Origin of the sequence: Gardnerella sp. KA00771 (assembly GCF_049244045.1) — a bacterium.
In the GTDB taxonomy this organism is placed as follows: domain Bacteria; phylum Actinomycetota; class Actinomycetes; order Actinomycetales; family Bifidobacteriaceae; genus Bifidobacterium; species Bifidobacterium swidsinskii.
Genome location: NZ_CP058368.1, coordinates 405,294 through 426,049 on the forward strand (window position 1 = coordinate 405,294; position 20,756 = coordinate 426,049).

The 20,756-nt window shown below is 44.1% G+C and carries 6 protein-coding genes, 2 tRNA genes and 1 pseudogene; all 9 read left to right on the top strand.

Annotated features, from left to right (window positions below):
* The first annotated feature begins 363 nt into the window (after window positions 1-363).
* Window positions 364-6,420, top strand: a complete 6,057-nt coding sequence (locus HXT57_RS01870) for a Rib/alpha-like domain-containing protein (RefSeq protein ID WP_421783646.1) — start codon at window positions 364-366, stop codon at window positions 6,418-6,420.
* 259 nt (window positions 6,421-6,679) lie between these two features.
* Entirely contained in the window at window positions 6,680-8,338 is a 1,659-nt protein-coding gene (locus tag HXT57_RS01875) for a SpaH/EbpB family LPXTG-anchored major pilin (RefSeq protein WP_421783648.1), read from the top strand.
* A 208-nt stretch (window positions 8,339-8,546) separates the two neighbouring features.
* Entirely contained in the window at window positions 8,547-9,707 is a 1,161-nt protein-coding gene (locus tag HXT57_RS01880; protein WP_415697952.1) for a class C sortase, read from the top strand.
* A 1,075-nt stretch (window positions 9,708-10,782) separates the two neighbouring features.
* Window positions 10,783-16,878 carry a S8 family serine peptidase gene (locus tag HXT57_RS01885; RefSeq protein ID WP_415697953.1) on the top strand — a complete coding sequence of 2,032 codons (6,096 nt, stop codon included), beginning with the start codon at window positions 10,783-10,785 and terminating at the stop codon, window positions 16,876-16,878.
* 122 nt (window positions 16,879-17,000) lie between these two features.
* Window positions 17,001-18,104, top strand: a pseudogene (locus HXT57_RS01890) (class C sortase).
* Between the two features lie 336 nt (window positions 18,105-18,440).
* A tRNA-Lys gene (locus HXT57_RS01895) sits at window positions 18,441-18,514 on the top strand.
* Window positions 18,515-18,634: 120 nt separating this feature from the next.
* Window positions 18,635-20,050: an exodeoxyribonuclease VII large subunit gene (gene xseA / locus HXT57_RS01900; RefSeq protein WP_415697964.1), complete on the top strand. Its 1,416-nt coding sequence runs from the start codon at window positions 18,635-18,637 to the stop codon at window positions 20,048-20,050.
* A 48-nt stretch (window positions 20,051-20,098) separates the two neighbouring features.
* Window positions 20,099-20,419: an exodeoxyribonuclease VII small subunit gene (locus HXT57_RS01905; RefSeq protein ID WP_004110585.1), complete on the top strand. Its 321-nt coding sequence runs from the start codon at window positions 20,099-20,101 to the stop codon at window positions 20,417-20,419.
* A gap of 171 nt (window positions 20,420-20,590) precedes the next feature.
* Window positions 20,591-20,663 (top strand) — tRNA-Arg (locus tag HXT57_RS01910).
* The last annotated feature ends 93 nt before the right edge of the window (window positions 20,664-20,756 follow it).

A 20,756-nucleotide genomic window follows, 5' to 3' on the forward strand; every position in this document is an offset into this window, starting at 1 on the left:
GGAAATTATTCATTATAAATGCGTTTTACAGTAGATTTTTTAGCGATATTCGCGAATTATAGAAATTTTTTATATGCACAATTATAATACGTGTTTTGCTTGAAATCCTTCATGGGGGGGGGGTATAAATATTAGGGGCTTTTCAGCAACCATGCTTGTATATAGGGCATGCAGGTATGTTATACTGGACTACCTGTGGTTGGCTCTGTCTGTGGCATTTGCAGTAGTGTGCGTACAAGGTTTTAGTGCACCGAGCATTGGCATCGCATGCAGGTTGAGTGCGTGAAGTCTTAAAGATTAGAGAGTTGGAATTTGAGATATACTGCGGCTTGTGCAGCAGTGGAGGACTAGGAAGGCGAGAAAATGTTACCAGCAAAGTTCCGTGGATTCGCATCACGCGTGGGTCGTCTTGCGTCGCGCGCTTTGGTCTGGCATAAGACCAGCGAGCGTGATGCCGCCGTTCGTACTTCCAGCACCACAGTTATTTCTTCCAGCAATGCCAGTACTTTCGGCACCGCCAGCACTTCTTTCGACAAAGCAGTCATTTCCGACAGCGCAGCCAATTCCGACAACGTTACCACCATCGCTCGCACCGCTCACCCAGCCCACACTCTTCGTCGCGCGCTCTTCGCAATGTTCGTAGCCGCCGCCACCATAGTAACCATGCTCATAGTGCCGCCGATGAAAGAAGCTAATGCAGCTAATGTTAGTTGGGATTACATTGGTAATGGGTATATTTCTCCTAACTCTATTGCGAGTTATGATGTATATAGAGATTTCGATGTTCAGTCTCCAGATATAAATACAGTAACCGTTAATGGAAAGAAAAAAACAACCATCACTTGGAATGTTCTTTTTAACGCAAATGGATGCAGAATTAAAAAAATAGAAAATCCAAATGTAGATTGTGATGAAAATACTGCTCTACATGCGTATGATGGTAGACCTGATTTTTATCTTATTCTTCCAAAAAACATCAAGGATAATAGCATAAGAATTACAAGGTATCGTACAAAATTTGCTGGTTACAGTGGTAGAGGCAAAAGGTTTGTTTGGGAAGAACGAGGCAAAGATCAAATACCAAGCGATTTTAATGGTTATACTAATGCTACGCGCTTACCAGGTGATAGTGATTATGAGAATTTCTGGAAAGCATCTATTGAAAAATGTGGTTTAGGTACAGATGCAACATGTGAAGTAGATACATGGCGTCGAGCTGGTAATTTTGGTAGGTTATTTAAATCTTGGGAACAAGATAACGCTGTAGATTCTATTCGCTGGATTGTTACTGCAGAAGTTGAAGAAGGCAGTGACCCTTATAAGTTACCTTTTATGGCAGGTTGGATTTCCTACTATGGAGATAAGCATAAGTTTACAGTTTTTGGTCCGTATGATCATGATGGCGACGGCATACCAGACTTGGAAGAGTTTAAGTATGGTTTAAATCCTAAAAATGATGATGACATCCAATTCCCAAAGAGGTCTAAAGAGGACGCTGTTTACGGTGAAGTTACTTCCGTGAAACCGTATATAAATACTGGTGAGTGGGTTGGTGATTCTTATAACGGCGATTTTAAATATTATAAGGACATGCCAAATCATGGGGGCAGAACTACGACTGAGATGATTCCAACTGATGCTGGAATAGAATTTACGTTTAAAAAGAATGGAATTGGAAATAGTGAGATACTTCCGCCCGGTGTTACTAAGACTAATAATCCTAATAATATGCAGCCTGGTCAAGCATATATTAACCCAAAAACAGGCGAAGTTAAGTATAGTCCTAAGGCTTCTGATAGAAACAAAACTATACATTTTGAAGTTCAAATAAACTATCCTGACCCTAAGCCAAACAATTGTAAAATGAACAATTCAATTGTGAAGGTAAAAGGCGTTGATATACACGTTGTTTCGCAGGCGTCCCGGTATAACCCTTACTATGACGATACTACAGTAAAAGCTGGTGAAGAAAAGAATTCTCCAAATCCAAAAGACAGGGGAGGGAAACAATTCCCATCTGGCACTAAGTTTAAGGCAGAAATTTATAATAAGTATCAAAATCCACCAACTTGGGCAAAGATTAATAACGAGTCCACTGGTGTTGTCACTTTCCACCCAAATAAGTGGGTTCCTGCTTCTAAAACTGGTCAGCCTGAGAAGAGACCTGTAGTTGTGCATTATCCTGATGGTTCAACTTCGAAGGATAAAGATTCTGGTAATCATGGTGATCCAGTTAATGCTCAAGTGTATGTAACAAGAGATAACCCTGGCACTGGTGACTTGCAGCTCCATATTCATAAGAACCAAAATGGTCAAGAGATTAACTATACCAATGGATTCGTATTCCGCAAGAATCGTGATGTTACTCCACACCCATGGATAGATTCTTGGTCAGTGCAGGAACCTGGCGATATTACTATTCGCTCTGTGTGTGCTGATACTACAAATCTTCTGAATCTTAAGTTTTATCTTAACGGTATTAATGGAATAACAATAAATGGTGAAAAACCGTGGCCTCATGCTACTGATGAGGAACAAGAAAAGTGCCGAAATGGTCAGGGCTGTGCAGCAAACAAATTATTTGATAGCACAGACAGAACCATGGAGCGTACGCGTGGTAGCATCACAGGAAAGCCACTAAAGGTTGGCAATTACCAGTGCACTGTGTATGCTTTGAAGCCTAAGGCTTTGAAGAAATTTGAGGATGCTGAAAAGAAGAATAAGGATATTGGAAAGAAAGACGGTTCTTCTACTAATATCATTGATTCTGATACCTTCAGTGGGTTAAGAGAAGATGTTGATTATACATCTAGAACTGTGCCAATTAAGGTTCACTCCGACGCGCATTATTATAATCCTCAATACGATAAGGTATATGTGCAGGCTGGTGGTAAGTCTAAAGAATCGGCTGCTCCAGTAAGCCATTCTGGTGCTAACGGCGTGAAAGGTAATGACAAGAGTCAACAGGAGCTTGTGCAGAATGGTACTAGGTTGCCAAAAGGCACTTGGTTTGAGCTAAGAACCTATCCTAAAGATAATGAACATGTTCTTACATGGTATAAATTTGTCAATAAGCAAAGTAACAAGAAATCAGGCAAGGATGAGCCTGAAGATAGTACTACTGACGCTAGATATGGCAAAGTTACTTTTTCTCCAGAAAAAACTGTAATGCTTGGTGAATATTTTGCTCCTGTAATTGTGCATTATCCAGATGGTTCCACTTCTGAAGATCCGGATTCTGGTAATCTTGGCAAGCCTGTATATGCGCCTGTAGAGGTAACTAGTCAACCGATCCAAAAAAATGATTTAAAGCTCAATGTTTATTCGCAATATGGCGGAAGACGAATTGAAAACAATGATAAAAATGGTATGCGTTTCCGTAAAGATGAAGTGTTAGGCGACGCTACTGGTAACACTAAGCCAATGTTCTTTGACTCATGGTCAAGTGCTAAGCAAGGAAAAATTTATCAGCGCATGCTTTGCTATAAAAAGAATCCACAAACTGGTAAACCTGAAAGCTATGAGATTGATGGTATTAATGGTCTGACACTTGCCGGTCGAAAAGGTAATACTACAAGCGGTGAATTTATTGATAAACAACCATCACAATGGACAAGAGCTACTGAAAAGAATAAGTATGAATGTACGGTTCATGGTAAAAACTGCAACCGTAACCTTTACTTATACGGTGATGAGCATGATACCGTAGAGCGCACTTGGGGTTGGTTACATGGCAAGGTTAAGGAAAATGGCGACTTTGTGTGCACTGTGTACGCTATTAAAGACCTTGAAAATAAAGATGGTAAGCATGGTGATTTACAAAATAAGTTTGATAAAGCTGTAAATGACTTTGTAAAGAAACCTGCTGATCGCAAGTTTGAAGAGGTTATTAAATCAGTCTTAACAGATAAGCCGGGTAGTGAAGATAGTCCTCAAGAAGCCACTCAAAGGCATATCGATTGGGATTCGGTAACCTTCCCAATTCATGTGCATAGTGATGCTCACTACTACAACCCAGAGTATAAGACTATTAGCATGGAGGCTGGTACCAAACAAGCCACTGAGGTGCCTAAGAGCAAGAAGAATGCCAACGATGCTAATACGTTGCAAGACGATGTGCGCGAAGGTGATCTACCGGACGGAACTTGGTTTAAGTTTAAGAAATCTTTAAGCTACACATTCTTTGAGGATGATCAAGATAATAAAGCTGACTCTGGTGATTCAGCTAAGAATGGCACGGGTCAGTTTGGCAAGGTGACGTTCCGACCGCACAAGTGGTTCCCTGTTGGTTCTGACAAAGTGCAGGTTATTGTGCACTATCCGGACGGTTCCACTTCTGAAGATAAGGACTCTGGTAATCTTGGTAAACCTATTTATGCGAAGGTAGACATTACGCGATCGCATGATGAGGATGCTGGTAATTTACGGCTGAATGTTGGCGATCGTGAAGGTAGCGGCGACTGGAATGATACTACCATCAAACTCACTAAGGGCGAGGAACTTAGTACTTCTAAAAAGACGACCCGTTGGCTTGATTCATGGTCCAAGTATAAGCCTGGAAAAATCAATTTGCGCACAATTTGCAATAAGATCAATTCAGACGGCACTAAGTCTCACTACCAGTCGGGCGGTATTGCTGGTATTAAGATGCAAGATGTAAAGATTTGGGATCATACTGAAGATGCGTCAGCGCAGAAAGCTTGCGAGAAGGATGCAAGTCAGTGCCACCCTGATAGGCAGCTATACGACGATTACATTGCAAATGGTAACTCAAAAGATACCACTGAGCGTACTCGTGGGTGGATTAAAGGCAAGGCTAACGAATCCGGCGACTACGAATGCGTAGTTTACGCGATTAAAGCAAAACAGTTTAAGACAGACAATAACGATTTGCTTGCTAGATTCGATGCAGCTGTTGGTGCACTTAACAAAGATGCAAGTAAGAATAACACTGATCCTTTGAAAGACTTCAAGTGGAAGCTTGATGGTAATAACGGCAACAAAAACGCGGTTAAAGGTGTTGACTACGAGTATCGCGCAATACCAATCCACATTCACAACGACAACCACTTCTACAACCCGAAGTATGTTGATGTGAGCGTTACGGCTGGTCAAAAGGTTGAGAATGCTGTGCCGCAAAGCGTTAAGAGTGCTAACGGTGCGGATAAATACCAGGATGCTGTGAAGGCTGGTGCGCTTCCGGACGGAACTTGGTTTGAGTTTAAGGATGCTACTCACGGATTTGAAGTAAATAATGACGGCACTGCTGGAAACAAGGTGTCTTTAGACTGGTCGTATTGGGCTTCTGGCAACGCCGCAGATAACACCGGTGAGCAGAGCAATAAGCCTGACAATCCTTCCAAGCAAAAGAATGGCAAGCACAGTTCCAAGGATGACGGCACGCGTTACGGCAAAGTGACCTTCCACCCAGATCAAGCTGTTACTCCTAAAGCGTACTTGAAAGAGATTGTCATCCATTACCCGGATGGCTCCACTTCGGACGACCCGGATTCTGGTAACAACGGCAAGCCTGTGTATGCGAAAGTTACAGTTGGAGGCCTCAGTGGAGCTGACAAGGATCTTAAGATGACATTGCTCAGATCTCAAGATGCTGATCCTGAACATGACAAGCTTGGTGGTGCCAATTCTCTTACCGTCATGAGCGGCACGAGCCTTACTAAAAATCCGTATGTGCTCGCGTGGAGCTTGAAGGATCGTCGCGATATTTCATTGCGTATGATGTGTGCTAAGCAAGGCGAGCAAAAGTGGAGTCGCGGGCTTGACGATACGCTCAATATGCATCTGAACCAGAATTATGGCGAAGATGTAAAGCCGTGGGCTTTTGCAAGTGCTGAGCAGCGAAAGTCTTGCAGTCAAGACAGTAAGAATTGCATGGCTAACTTGCTGTATGGCTTTACGAAGAATGATAAAGATCCGAACAGCATAGAAAACGCTGTGTCTCGCAGTGAAGACGATATTGCTGGCGTACCTCAAAAGGCTGGAAATTACACGTGCGCTGTGTTTGCGTTGAAGCCGAATGCGCTGACGGTGTTTAATGACACTGTTAATGCTGGGCTTAGTACTGATAAAAAGTATTCGTCTACAAATATGCAAACAACTCAGCTTACCGGCGTAACCGTTGGAAAAGACTGGAACAGAATTGCTGTTAATGTGACCGTGATCGATCCGCCTAAATTCGCGCTGCCAAAGACCGGCGGAATGAACTGGAATGTGCTGCTTGGTACGTTTGCTGTGATTGGCACGGGCGTGATGGCGGCTGGGTTCTTCCTTGAACAAACCAAGTGGGGGCGCGCGATGCTCGAGACGTTGCTGCGTAAGACACTGCTTAGAGATTTTATTTGCAAAACTGCCAAAAAGCTTCGCGCTTTAAGGCGACGTAGCGAAAGGTGGCGATGCTGATGAAAATTTTCTGCAGCTTAAAAACTGCAGTATCAAAGTTCCATGTGCTGGCAATGGCATTACGCGTTACGTAGTGATGGTACTTATGCCGGAGCATGGTTCGGATTTAATCTTGCTGCGCGCGGCGCAAATCGTAGCCGCCGACAGAGTTTATGCGGCTTTGCGATGACTCCGCCGACCGTGCGCAACACAAAATAAAACAATAAACGTATTTTCCTCAAAACCTGCCCACAAGGGCACTGATATAAAGGAGAAGAAAGTGAATAAATTCACTAAACAATGCGTGGCGGCATTCGCCTCGCTCGCAATGGCTGGTACGCTGTGCGTCGCCGGCGCCGTGGTGGCAAACAACGTGGCATTTGCTACGGGTCCTACAGCAGCTGAAAAAGCCCCATGGGATCTTGGCAATGAAGCTACCACTAAGAAGGGTTCCATTACCATTCACAAACAGGATGATACTACTAAGGCAGGTGTTCCTGGCGCTGTATTTTCTGCTAAGAAAGTTAAGACAATTGATGGTACTGCCATTAATTTAACTAGTCGAGATGACTGGGAGACCTTAGCACAAAAAGTAGATAAACTTAACAAGAGTGCTACTGTTGCTGATAACACTATTGCATATGAAACTCCATTGCCAGATCAAACAACTAATTCTAAGGGTGAGGCAAAGTTTGCTGATCTTTCCATTGGTATCTATCGTATTGAAGAAAAGAATCCGCCTAAGGGTTACACATCTGATGTTATTCCATTCTTCATGACAGTTCCAGAGATTACTCGTGATAAGAGCTCTACTAACAACAAGTACACTTACGATGTAAGCGTAACTCCTAAGAACCACAACGTGAAGGACGCTATTTCTAAGGCGGCTGATACCAAGAACATGGTTGGTGTTGGTGATGTTTTGCCATATACAATTAACGCTACACCAAACAAGACTAAGGCAACCAACCTTGATAAAGACGGTAAAGCTAAGAATCTTACTAAAGAAGATCTTAGCCAGTATGCAATCTTTGATGATGCGTTAACTACAGCATATGAGAATGCTAATGAAAATGCAGTTGCTGAAGTTAAACTTGACGGTGAGACTGATGTGTTAATAAAAGGCACTGATTATGAAGTAACGAAAGCTGCAACTCCTGATGATAATACTCGAACTCGTATTTCTGTCGTGTTTAAGGATGCTGGTCTTGAGAAGATTATCACAAAGTTGAATGCGGTTACTAATGCTCAGCAGCAGCCACAGATTCATGTGACTTTTAACTTCAAGATTGCCTCTACAGTAACTACGGGTAGTGATCATAAGCTTTCTAACAAGTATGGCTTCATCCCAGGTGGAAAAACTGGTGAAAACCATGAGCCAGTTGTGCCTGATACAACTACAGATACTGAGTTCCGTAAGTTCCACATTCTTAAGTATGATGCTAAAAAAGGTGAAACAACCAAGCTTGATGCTGCAAAGTTCAAGGTGTTTGCTGGCGCTAACGGTGATTCTGCTACTGATTCCAATGCTCTGAAAGTAGCACAGAAGTGTGCTGATGATCCTACTAATGCAGATAATTGCAAGACTTCTCTTAGCGGTTTTGGTGAGAAATCTACTAAGAATGGTGTAACGGAAGATTACTCTGCTAAGGTTGGTCAGAAGTTCTACATTGTTGAGACTTCTGCTCCTGAGAACTTTACTCGCTCTACCAAGGTTTATGAAGTAACTTTGACTTCTGCTCCTTCGAAGGATGGGGCTCAAGTTGTTAAGATTGCTAACGTTCCTACTAAGGATGGAGATCACAACTGGTTCAACCTTCCAAAGACCGGTGCCGCAGGCGTAATCATCTTCGCTCTTGCTGGCATGTGCTTGGTTGCTGTTGGTATGTTCATCTTCTTGCGCAACCGCAAGAAGGATGAAGAGCAGCAGGCTGCCTGATTGTAGTTGATGACTGCTGAGAAAAATCAGCAGTCACTGCTGCATGAATGTAAATATCTGTTTGCATGGCATAAATATTGGAGCTGGGTGCGACTTGTTGCTCCCGGCTCTATATTTGTGCGCTTTAATTGAACTAACTAGCGAGCGCAAAATCAATAAATCGTAAATCAAATCTAAATCCAACAAAAAACTCACGAAACGAGGAAGCATGAAATTAAACGATGCTGTTGCTAAAGTATATGCTTTCCTCAACAAAATCGCTCTGAATATCCCCATCGTAAGTAAGCTTTTCAAGAATCGCACTGCTGAAACTAGTACTGCTGAAACTAGCTCTTCCGAAACTGCTATATCCGAAACTACTGCATCCGAAACTAATCCTGCAGACCCAAACTCTTCCGCGCAACCTTCCGTAAGCGCACATCCTACCGCAAGTGCGCAAAAATCCAAGCAAGAATCTAAGCAAAAATCCAAGCTCCGCCGCATCGTCGAGCCAATCGCATTCGTGTTGGCAGGCATTTTGTGCTTCAGTTACCCTGTTGTTTCAACGCTTTGGAATAATCGCGTGTCGAAGGAGATTTCTAACGCGTACGACAAGTATAACCACGATCAGGCTGGTGACGTGCGTCGCGCTCACATTCGTGCAGCGAAGCTTTACAATAAAACTCGCAAGAATATGCTTACCACGGATCCGTATGGTCCGGATGGGCAAAAAGACATAACTAACACACCTGAATACAAGCGTTATCTTAAGGCGCTTGAGGAGCCTATGGGCATTATCGGCATTGTAAAAATTCCGAAGATTGGCGTAAAGCTTCCTATTTATCACGGCAGTTCGCAGGAAGTTTTAGCGCACGGCGCTGGTCATTTGTACGGCACGGATTTGCCGGTTGGTGGCAAGAACCGCCACACAGTTATTACCGCGCACACGGGTCTTGCTGACGCCACCATGTTTGATGATTTGGTGAATTTAAAGAAGGGCGACTATTTCTACCTCGACGTGCAAGGCGAAACTTTACGATACAAAGTGTTCCGCATCAGCGTTGTTGAGCCACACGATATTAGTTTATTGCAGCGCGAAAAGGGGCGCGACTTGGCGACTCTGCTAACGTGTACCCCGTATGGCGTGAATTCGCATAGGCTTTTGGTGACGGGGTATCGTGTGCTGCCGGACCCTGTGAAGGCGCCGGATGACCACGTGCAATGGCCGCTTTGGATGACGCTATTCGTGATTGCAATGGCGTTCTCATTGATTGTTTTGTCCATGATGATTGCTGTTGCAACGTCTAAGCGAGGGCGACAGCTCGACATTCGCGGCAAGCATTTGCTGATTCTTTCGCGTAAGATGCTGCGTAAATTGCGTCGTGAGTAGCGCGACGACCTGCCTGAGCGCAGCATTGCGCGCGCGAAGGCAATTCGGAGCGCCGAGCTTGCTCAAGTTGAAAGCCCAGTGGGCTTTCAACGCAAGCGAGGTCTGCCTTCGTCAGTAAAGACGAAGGCAGGGTAGGTTCGTGTGGCTGTGTTTTAGGAACTAGGTTGTGTTTTGTGTGCGCTGACGACCTGCCTGAGCGCAGCATTGCGCGCGCGAAGGCAATTCGGAGCGGAAACTCGCTTGGGTTGGAAGTCCAGTGGACTTCCAACGCGAGTTTCGTAAGTGAGCGTTGTGACTGCGCGCGTTTGGAGTGCTACGCAGCCTTAATCCCTCCAAATGTGAGAAACTTTCCTCGCGTTTGGAGTGCCAAAGTAGCGCAAATCCTCCAAACGTGAGACAAGTTCCTCGTAAATGGAGCGATTTGCAACAGATAATCCTCCAAATGTGGGATGGTTGTTTCGTGTTTGGAGGGTTTTTGTGGGTTTGTTGCTCCAAACGTGAGATAACGTTCGCGCGAGCATAAAATTTAGCTCGTTTGCACATATCGTTGGTTGGCTGAAAAATTTACGGTTTATATTGCGCAACGAACCAACATTAGTTGGTAAATCAGCAATATTTTTTAAAAAAATATTGACACAATGCAAGGTTGTTGAAAAATTCTGTAAATTATATGTTAACTACAGATTTTTTACATGTTACTTGTGGAAAAGTGTTTGCGAGGAAATGGCGTAATTTAGCCATTTTTTCTATCCTAAATACAAATTTTTCAAATTTTATTTGCTAAATTAACAAGTTAAAAAAATTTTTTCTCTTTAAACAAGTGCTAGAGTATATGAAAAATATTTTGTTGCACTTGCAAAAATACACCATTATTTGCTGTTTGCATGGGGGGGGGTATATCTCTTATGCGATATTTAGCGGAAATGATTCAAACTAGCGTAACAAAAATATTTACACCCGCATGAAAAATTTTGGCAGCCAGTATGAAAGATTTTGGCAGCTGGCATGAGTTTGTGATAGCTAGAACCGAAATTTTTCCGGGATAACAACCACCATTTTGAAGGAGAGTATGTTTATGAAGTTCAAACGAACGTCATATCTGACTCGTTTAGCAGCATTAGGCGTGGCTGCGGCGACGCTTATGGTACCGCTTGGTACAGTTCCTGCGGCATTTGCAAAAAATGATAATGAAACTAAAAAAGATGGGAATGCACTTGTCTCTAAGATGCTTGATTCATCTTTAAAAGATAATAGTGAGATTAAGTCTATAGAAGATTTACGCCATGTTAATCCAACTCTTGCTAAAGCTTTTGAGAATTACAGTAAAAAAGATCAATTTAATAAAAATTCAAATGCTCAAGTGACTGTTGTTGTTACGTTGAAAAATAATCATCCGAAACTCACGAATTATGACGAAAAAGCCAACATTCATGAGCAGAATGTTTTAATTAACCGCGTAAAGTCAAAGTACAATATGACGGTTCGTCGCCAAGTTGGTTATTTAATGAGTGCTTTTGAAGCTACTCTCCCTGAAAAACACGTTCAAGATTTGAAACGTGAGCCAGGTGTAGTTTCTGTCGCAAAAGAACGTTTATATCATCCAATGGAAAATACTGCACGTAATTTGCAAGGTGTGCAAGCTGCGTTTAAAAAATATCATCTTGATGGCACTGGTATGTTGGTTTCCATCATCGATACGGGCATAGATCCAACTCACCAAGATATGAAGCTTGACGCTTCAGCTAAGACGCATCTTCGATTACAACCAACAGGTAAAGGCAACACTACCGACAAAGTGCCTGCAGGTTTCAATTACGCTGATGAAAATACTAATTTCACAGACTCGGGTGCGGAACAGCACGGTATGCACGTTGCTGGTATTGTGGCTGCTAACGGCGATGAGACTGGTGCTCCTGCATCTGAACATAATCGTGTTGATGGCATAGCTCCAAACGCTCAGCTGCTTGCTATGAAAGTATTCTCAAACGTGCCGGGTTCGCATGGTGCTCGTGATGTTGATATTGTTGCTGCAATCGAGGATTCTGTAAAGCTTGGTGCTGATGTTATTAACATGTCTCTCGGATCAGATAACGGTTTTGGTGGAACTTCTAATGCTACATCTCTCGCTTTAAAGAAGGCTCACGAAGCTGGTGTGCTTCCAGTTATTTCTGCAGGAAACTCCGGCTTGAACTTCTCTGAAAGTGGTGGCATAGACGATGTTCTAGGTAAGTGGGATGATGCAACTCTTGGTTCACCATCTTCTTATCCTTCTGCTTTCAGCGTTGCTTCTGTAGAAAATTCAAATATTACTCAGCAGTCTGCAAATTGGGTTGGAAAAGATGGCAAGTCACATACTTTGCCGTACAGCTATTCTATTGGTTCTTTAACGGATGCACTATCTCAGCATGAACTTGTGGATGCTAAAAAAGCTACTAAAGCTGATGTTAAGGATCTTGATCTTACAGGTAAATATGCTCTCGTAGAACGTGGCGATATCAGTTTTACTGAAAAGTTTAATAATGCGATTTCTAAAGGTGCTAAAGGTGTGATTGTTTACAATCACGACAAAGATTCATCCTTATTCATAGGAATGGGCGGATTGGAGAAAATCAAAAATTGCTTTGGTGCATCTATTCCTCGTTCTTATGCATTGGAAATTAAAGCAGCATTAGATAAAGGTGAGAAAGTAAAGATAGCTTTCACTGAACAATTCGTTACTATCGCCAATCCGGATGATGGGAAGCCTTCTAGCTTTACTTCTTGGGGTCCAACTCCAGAATTTGATTTTAAACCTCAGATTGCTGGTATCGGTGGTAATGTTTGGTCTACGCAGAATGGAAATAAGTACACCAGCATGTCTGGTACTTCCATGGCTGCTCCAAACGTTTCCGGTCTTTCAGCGTTGGTGATGGAAAGCTATAAGAAGCGTTTCCCTGATCTTAAAAAGTCTGAAATGGCTACCCGTGTAAGCCAAGCATTAATGAATACAGCAAGTATTATTGGACATAAAGATTCTGCAAATAGTAAGAAAATTCCTTATGCTCCTCGTCAAATCGGTGCTGGCTTAGCTCAGGTAGATAAAGCTGTTGCTACTGACGTGATTGCAACAGTCAACGGCAATTCGTACGTTGCTCTTAAAAACGTGAATTCTAATCGCAACTTTACAGTTACTTTGCATAATTATGGTAAGACTCCAGTAAAATTTGCTGTCCCAGATCAGGATGTGGTAAATGAGTCTAATGAGGCAAATAAAGATACAGTAACCTCTATTAGTAATACTGAAACCTTGCAATCAAAAACGCGTGAAGTTACGGTAAAGCCTGGCAAAACCGCTGATGTTAAGTTTACGTTAAGCCCAAATCGTTCTAAAGGCAATCATTATATTGAAGGTTGGGTGCGATTTGAATCCCTTACTGATACTCAGCCAGATGTTTCTGTGCCATATCTTGGCTTTGTTGGCGATTGGAACGATGAACCTATAATGGTAAAACCGGGAGAAAGCTATAGTGCAAGCCATAGTGATCTTACGACATCATTGCTTTCTGTAGCTGGTTTTATGGGTAAACTTCCGGTTAATAATGAAACGAAGCCTTATGTACTTGGCGAATTTTCACCTGCAAATAGAGATGGCTGGATGGATTATGTTGTTCCATCTATGGCTATATTCCGCGGTGCATCTGAAGTAAAATATTCTGTGTTGGATTCACATAATAAAACTAAGATTGTTCTTGGAACAGAACACAACGTGAATCGTTCTACTATTTCTAATGTTGGAGCAACCGATGGCTTAGCCGGAAATTTTGACGGGTCTGTGTGGAATCCAAAAACAAGTAGATTTGAAATTCTTCCTGACGGATGGTACACGTATCGTATTCAAGCTCGCTTAGGAGATAAGTTTGATTGGCAAACTTATGACATGAAGGTAGCAATCGATAATCATGGACCTAAAGTCACAGTATCTGATCGTGATGCTAACGGCAATGTGAAGATTGTTATTAGTGATGAGTTAAGCCCTGATCCTGGCGTACCAACTATTCATCTTCCTGGTGTAAAGGATGCCTTGAACTATGGTGATGAAGACACTCAATGCCCGTTGAATGAAGCAACTCGTACGCGAGTGTGCAAGACTATTCACATTGGTAATGAAGCTCAATACATAGATGTGCTTGTTCGAGACAATGCTATGAATTCAACTGAGGTTAAAAAGGTATTCGACACATATGCTGTGAAGAAACCGGATGGTTCAGAAGAATCTAAGAAGAACAAGAAGTTTATTATTCCAAATGAACAAAAACTTACTTCTCAACAAATTAAAGCTAATGCTCTAGAAGAAAGTAAGACCGACCCAGATATTAATGGTAAGTTCTATCTTGAGGGATATCTCACTAAAGATGTTGCTTCTATAAAAGCTTATGTGACTCCTGAAGGCGGTAAAAAGCAGGAAGTCAAATTAGCTAAAAAGCGCAAGGGTGAGAATACTTTCTATGCGTTTGTGCCACTGAAAAATGGTGAAAATACTGTGATGCTTAAAGCTTTTGATAGTAAGGGTGACCGTATTGGCAATAAGAAACTTGTTTTAAAGTTTAATGCACAAACACCTAAGATTACTGTTGATGGTCTTGACAACAAGGGTAATTTGCCTGTAGCTGCAGATGGTAAAGTAACTGTTGCTGGTAAAGTAACTGATACTCCTGGAGATACTGTAAAGCTAACGCTTAATTATCAAAAGGCTGCTGACAACACTACTGCAGCTAATGCAGTTGCTGGTTCTGTGAACAATCATGCTTCTGGTTCTGCCTCTGAATCTACTACTAAAGCTGTTTCTGGTGCTAATACAACTTCAGCAGCGAATATTAATGCAAATGTGAAGCAAGCAGATACAGCTGCAGCTAGTAAAGAAACTGAAGAAGTAGTAACTGTTGGTAAAGACGGTAGCTTCAAAACAGTTATTACTCCTGCCGCTAAAGCTGTTATGGTAACTCTTGTAGCTACTGATTCTGCTGAAAACACTACAACTATAGGTTTGGCTCTCGCTGGTCGTTCAACTCCTACGCCTAAACCTGCAGCTGCAACAAAAGATTTCATGCTTACTAATGCTGGCTCTATGGGTTCTTATGCGTGGTTAATTCATAAGAAGAATAATGGTCCAGACGTTATTGGCACTGATTACTTTGTTGCTCAAGGTGATGTGAGTTCCAAAGTGACTAGCGTGGTGTTTACTCCAGCTTCGCGTTTTGATGCTACAACTAAGAATCTTGTAACTCCAAACCCATTGCGTGCTGAAATTAAGAACGGAAAGTTTAGTGTAAAGCTTCCAATGCATCCGGGTATAAATGATTTCCGCTTGCAGGTGAACACTAAATCAACTGACGAAGATGCTGATGAAGACGATGAAACGAATGTAATCGATACTCCTGCAGCATTCTACTTCGACATTACGCCTCCAACAGCACATTTCGATACTCCAAAACTGTATGGTCACACGTTGTTCACTAATCGTGACACAGTGACTTTCAGTGGAAATGTATCAGATGATGCTTTCGGTCAAAGTTTGCGAATTAATAATGATTCTGTAGGTGATTTCTACACTTTGGACACGAATGGTAAAGAAACAACTCGTCGCCAATTCTCAACTGACATTCAAGTAGACAATGGTGATAAGTTGCTGCTGCACTTAAGTGATCAGGTTGAATCTCATTTACTTGGTGTGATTCCAGTTGTTCTTGATGAAGTTGATCCTACTGTTAAAGCAGGTTTGGTTGAAGGCGAAGAAATCACTGATGGTCACGAAATTACTGTTAAAGCAGAAGATGATAATTTGAAGTCTTTGCGCGTTATGGTTGATGGTCATCCAGTAGCGTATACGGAAAATTATCTTCCAACTACAGCAGTAGAGGACACATTAGTGGATGTTTCTAAGGTTAACGATAATCCAACTCCAGATAAGCCAAGTTCTACAACATTAACGTTGAAGATTCCTACTAAGAAGTTGGTTGATGGTACTCACACTATCACTATTGAGGCGACCGATTTTGCTGGTAATACAGCAAGTGACGCAAGTAATAATGCAAATGGAGCTACTGCATATACATTCACGGTGAAGAATGGTGTGAAGCCTGGTGAGAATCCAACGAAGCCAAGTAATTCAGGAACCAAGGATGAGTCAACTCAAACTGATTCTGCACCAATTCCTCCTGCTTCTACAAAAAAGATCCAAAAGTCTCTTGCTGGATTAGAAACCAAGAATGTCACAGCTGGAAAGGAAGTAAAGATTTATGTTTCTGGACAGCCTGAAGCTGTGAAGAAAGCCAAATCCGGTGATCGCATGTATGCGTTCATTTACTCTGATCCTAAGGATCTTAAGGGTGAAGATGGTCATGAATATGTGACAGTGCATACTGATGAAAACGGTAAGTACTATTTCAAGGCTTTGATTCCTAGCGGATATTCAGGTAAGCACACAATCTTACTTATGGATGCAAATGGTAACCAGATTGCTTCTGGAGAGGTATCTGTATCTTCCTCTGCTTCTTCTGATAGTGGCAGCCAAACTGGTTCTGATAATAAGAATAATCAGAACCAGAATGGTAGCGGTAATGCTGGTAATACTGGTAACTCTGGTAATACTGGTAATAGCGAAGGTGGAAGCACGGGTCACGGTAACGGTAGTGGCAACAACGGTGGCAGCACTAGCGGTAATGCAAGCGGTAATACTAGCGGTAATACTAGCGGTAATGCCAGCGGTGATACCAACAATAATAGCCGCGGTGGTAATCATGGCGGTAGCCACAGCTCTAACCACGGCGGTAATCATGGTGGAAAATCCTTTACTACTGGAGGTAATTCCAGTAATAATTCGGAGTCGTCCTCAAAGGATGATGCGGATTCTACTAATGCGGGCGCATCCGCTGGATCCGGCGATGCCGCTGCCAATGGCAACGCAAGTTCTTCCAATGGCAACGCAGGTGCTGCATCTGGCAACGCTGCTGCAAAGCAGAAGGCTGCTGAAAAGGAGCAGGCTGACGCTAAGTCTGCCGCCAAGAAGATGACTTCTGACTTGGCGATGACTGGCAGCAGTGTGATTGGCATGGTTGTGACGTTTATGGTGTTGTTTGCAAGCGGTGCTGTAACGTTTAAAACTCGCCGCCATCATGCGCACGTAAGCAAGTAAATAAACAAAATAAGTAAATAAATAAACAAAAATAAATAACAGAAGTAAATAAACAAAGAGCACTTTCAGCTTCTAGTAAGGTGGGAGTGCTCTTTGCTCCCTGTTTATTTATTGGAGGAATCATGAAGCTAGCTGATTTTGCAGAGTCTGCTCGCGCGCTATTTAAGCGGCTGGCTCGTATGCGCGCTAATAAGTCCTCCAAAAGTGCGGAATCTTCCGCAAGCTCTGGAATCGCTGCATCTTCCGAAAATACTGAATCTGCGCAGTCTACGCAGTCTTCGCAATCTTCATCATCACAAGAGCAATCTTCCCCAAAACCAATGTCCACACTTCGCAAGCTGGCTGAGCCGATTGCGCTTGTTACTATTGGCATTTTGTGTTTCAGCTATCCTGTGGTTTCTACTTTGGTCAACAACCATGCTGCCAAAGAACTCTCAATCGAGTACGATAAATTAAATAAGGAAAAGCCTAAAGAAAATCGCGCGGAAATTTTGTGAAAAGCGCGTGAATACAACGCTCGCCACAAGGCGATTATTAGCGCGGACCCGTATAACGGCAATAACGACTACATGGACACTCCCGAATATAAAGAGTACGAAAAAGTGCTTAGTGAGCCGATGGGGATTATGGGCATTGTGAAAATACCGAAAATTGACGTGAGGCTGCCGATTTACCATGGAACTACTCAAGATACTCTCGCGATGGGAGCGGGGCATTTGTACGGCACGGATTTGCCGGTGGGCGGCAAAAGCAGGCACACGGTTGTGACGGCGCATACGGGTATGCCGGATGCCACAATGTTCGACGATTTAAACACGCTGAAAAAAGGTGATTACTTCTACTTTGACGTGCAAGGCAAGACTCTTCGATACAGAGTGTTTCGCATAAATGTGGTGGAGCCGAACGATATTCGTTTGTTGCGGCGCGAAAAGGGGCGCGACTTGGCGACGCTGATTACGTGTACCCCGTATGGAATTAACACGCACAGGCTGCTCGTGACGGGGTATCGTGTGTTGCCGGATCCTGCTAACGTGCCGGGCGACCATATGCAGTGGTCGTTGTGGATGACGTTGTTTGTGATATCGATGGTGATGTCTGCGGTGTTGATGGCGATGATGCTGATTGCGTCGTTGCGAAAGAAGAATGGTGTGAGTAGTGTGCAAGGCGGGCATTTGCTGGCGGTTTCGCGCAAAATGCTGCGCTCAAGCAGGTCGTCGCGCGCGTAAAGCACACTGTGCTTTCAGCATTGAGTCGTCGCTACCGCATTGCCTCGCTTTTCGCGCTACGCATTAAGCGAAAAGCGAGGCAATTATATTTGTGTCTTATTGGATTATTGGTCGTCAGATTACGCTTTCTTAGGAATATAAAGAAAGCGTAATCGTGTGCGCGCTTGCGTGGAAAGAGCACTGGGCTTTCCACATTGAGCAAGCGCTACCGCATTAGTGTATCGAGAAGCGCGCTGTGCTGCTTCTCGATACACTAATGCGACACGCCGGCTTGCGCGCAAGCGCATTCTGAGTATAGTAGTTACTCGGTTCGCGAAACGAGCCAAGATAACCAACGCCCCTTTAGCTCAGTTGGTTAGAGCAGCTGACTCTTAATCAGCGTGTCCAGGGTTCGAATCCCTGAGGGGGCACAAGCAAAACCCAAGCTTCACTGCTTGGGTTTTTTCGTATCTAATCTCTCCGTCACGCATATGCAGCAGCGCGCGTTTGTCCTTCTTTGCGGTCAAGCTGGAAACATGACCTCGTCAAATATGATGCCGCAATTATTCCAGGATGATGCCCAGCTTGAACAGCCGCAACCGTCGCAACAACCGCTGCTAAATTTAGCACAGTCGCAGTCGCAACAAGTTCAGTCGTCGCCGCAACTACTTACGCCGCAGCAAGCTCAGCCGCGACAGCTCCCTCTAAAAGCCGCCGACACGACTGCCGAAAATCCATGGCCTGTTGCCGTTTTAAGTCAAAAGTTCCACAGCGCCGTAGAACGATGGCCAGCAGCGTGGATTGAGGGTCAAATCGTCGAAATTAACATGCGCCGCGCTTCTTCCGGTTACATCACCCTTCGCGACAGTAATGAAGAAGTGTCGATTTCAGTAATGGGCTTCAGCAATTTCGTGCAGCAGGCGCGCGAACTTCGCCAGGGCGACCGCGTAGTCGTTCACGGCAAGGCGGATATTTGGGTAAAAGCCACGCGTTTGAGCTTCGTTGCAGACGAAATCCGCCGCGTCGGTGCCGGTGACTTAAAAGCGCAAATTGACGAGTTGCGAAAAAAGCTTAAGGGCGAGGGCTTATTTGACGCTGAAAATAAGGTTCCGCTGCCGGAATTTCCTAAGTGCATCGGACTTGTGTGCGCTCCTCAAGCTCGCGCGGAGGGCGATGTTATTACGAACGTGAATTTGCGCTGGCCTGTTACGCGCTTCAAAGTTATTCACGCGCACGTGCAGGGCGTGCAGTGCCCGTCGGATATTATTGCCGCAATCAAGCACCTCGACGCGGACCCGGAGGTTGACGTTATTATCGTTGCTCGCGGTGGCGGCAGCTTTGAGGATTTGATTGGTTTTTCAGACGAAGGCGTGGTTCGCGCTACGGCCGCGTGCGCGACGCCGATTGTGTCTGCAATTGGCCACGAGGACGATTGGACGCTTATCGATTTGGCTGCAGACATGCGCGCTTCAACTCCTACGGATGCTGCAAAGCGCGTGGTTCCGGACGTGCGCGAGCAGTGGCAGCTTATTGATAACGCGTTGCAAACTATGCGCATGCGAATTTCTGCGCGCGTCGACAATGAGATTCGCCTCGTTGAAGGTTATGCGAATCGCCCGAGTCTTACGCGCCCGAGCACTATGCTTGAGCCGCACGAGCGCTTGGTTGAGCAGGCTGTTGAGCGAATGCGTCACGGTTTGGTGCGACTTCTTGACGACGCGAGTTTGACTGTTGAGAAGGCTCACGCAAGCTTGACTGCGTTAAGTCCGCAATCGACTTTGAATCGCGGATACGCGGTTGTGCAGCTTAGCGGTGGGCGAGTGCTTGACGACGCGGCTTTAGCGCAAGTTGGCGACGATATGACGGTTACGCTTAAAAGTGGCGTGGTTCTTGGCAAGGTGACTGGAACAAAGTCGGCTGTTACTAAGTCTGCTTTCATAAAGTCAAGTAAAAAGTCAAGTAAGTAATTTTTTAGATATTTTAGATATTTATTTAGATACAACGAAAGGTTAGATATGAGTGAGAAAGTAACGAAAAAAGCGGAAGAATCAGCAGAAAACACAGAATTTGCAAGCACACTTACGAAAGAAGAGCGCGCTGCGATTGAGACGATGCCGTACGAAGAGGCTCGCGAAAAGCTGGTTCAGGCGGTTCAAGCGTTGGAAGCTGGCGGTTTGACACTAGATCAGTCCATGCGTCAGTGGGAGATTGGCGAGGCGCTGGCAAAGCGCGCGCAGGGTTTGCTTGCCACGGTTCGCGCTAAGTTGGACGCGGCACAAGCGGAACAATCGGCGACGGCAGCTACGGCTGGCACGCAATCGAATCTTGAGGATTAGCACTCGCTGATTATGCGCTCAGGCGGCATAAACTACTCGCGACTGAGTCGTTTTGGTCGGATTCTTGCGAAAAAGCGGCATAAACTACTCACCCTTGCACTGTTTCTGCCGTTTCTGCCGTTTCTGCTGCGCGCCGCAGTGACACGCCATAGTGTATAATTGCCATTTGTTGCCTCGGTAGCTCAGTGGATAGAGCACCACTCTCCTAAAGTGGGTGTCGTCAGTTCGATTCTGATCCGGGGCACTTTTATGTGTGGACGTTGTGCAGTTTATATTTGTGCAATGGTGTTGTGTGCTGTATAATTCGCCTATTTTTTGTTGACAAATATTAGTTTCT

Excerpts from the sequence above, each read along its gene's own strand:
- xseA (WP_415697964.1), top strand. The coding sequence starts at position 18,635 with ATGATGCCGCAATTATTCCAGGATGATGCCCAGCTTGAACAGCCGCAA.
- HXT57_RS01870 (WP_421783646.1), top strand. The coding sequence starts at position 364 with ATGTTACCAGCAAAGTTCCGTGGATTCGCATCACGCGTGGGTCGTCTT.
- HXT57_RS01885 (WP_415697953.1), top strand. The coding sequence starts at position 10,783 with ATGAAGTTCAAACGAACGTCATATCTGACTCGTTTAGCAGCATTAGGC.
- HXT57_RS01905 (WP_004110585.1), top strand. The coding sequence starts at position 20,099 with ATGAGTGAGAAAGTAACGAAAAAAGCGGAAGAATCAGCAGAAAACACA.
- HXT57_RS01880 (WP_415697952.1), top strand. The coding sequence starts at position 8,547 with ATGAAATTAAACGATGCTGTTGCTAAAGTATATGCTTTCCTCAACAAA.